2 protein-coding genes are annotated in these 525 nt (G+C 60.2%); one reads left to right on the plus strand and one right to left on the minus strand.

Annotated elements, in window-relative coordinates:
- The coding region (locus tag JF66_RS25345) for a DUF2461 family protein (protein WP_156109790.1) at positions 1–107 on the minus strand (107 nt) is incomplete at its 3' end.
- Positions 108–256: 149 nt separating this feature from the next.
- On the opposite strand from JF66_RS25345, the gene JF66_RS13415 reads away from it, so the two are divergent.
- Positions 257–525, plus strand: a 269-nt coding sequence (locus JF66_RS13415) for a hypothetical protein (protein WP_035878951.1), incomplete at its 3' end; no start/stop codon positions are given.

Genomic DNA, 525 nt, shown 5'->3' on the forward strand with positions numbered 1-525 from the left:
TACGTGGCCTTGTGCTCTGCAAACCAGTCACGGTCATTGTGCTGTTCGAGCTCGTCGAGAAAGTCGAGGGCGGCCGGGGACAGGTGCGCGTTCGGGTTTACAACCATGAGGACTTGAATTTACACCCATTCCACCGCCTGCGTTCCGACGTCATTCGAGCCATTGACCGCGCCATCAAACCGCGCGACACTCACCCCCAAATGGGGAAACAGCGGTCGACCCACGACACATCGACAGATCCACAGAGGAAGGGTTTATGCGAGCATCAATCCGGCGGGGTGCCTTCTGGGCGGCCGTCCTCTCTCTCACACTGGCATTCAGTGTCGTGCCGAATCTTCCGGCAGCCACCGCTGCCGGCCCCTGCACGGTTCCCATCCAGAACCCCATCGCGTGCGAGAACAGCAAGGCGGGAAATCCTGCCTCGCAGTGGGACGTCACGGGTTCTGGAAGCTCGGCCATTCAGGGTTTCGCTACCGACATGAGCGTCAACCTCGGTGGCCGCCTTGGTTTCAAGGTAAACACGAC

The organism is Cryobacterium sp. MLB-32, from assembly GCF_000738085.1.
Classification (GTDB): domain Bacteria; phylum Actinomycetota; class Actinomycetes; order Actinomycetales; family Microbacteriaceae; genus Cryobacterium.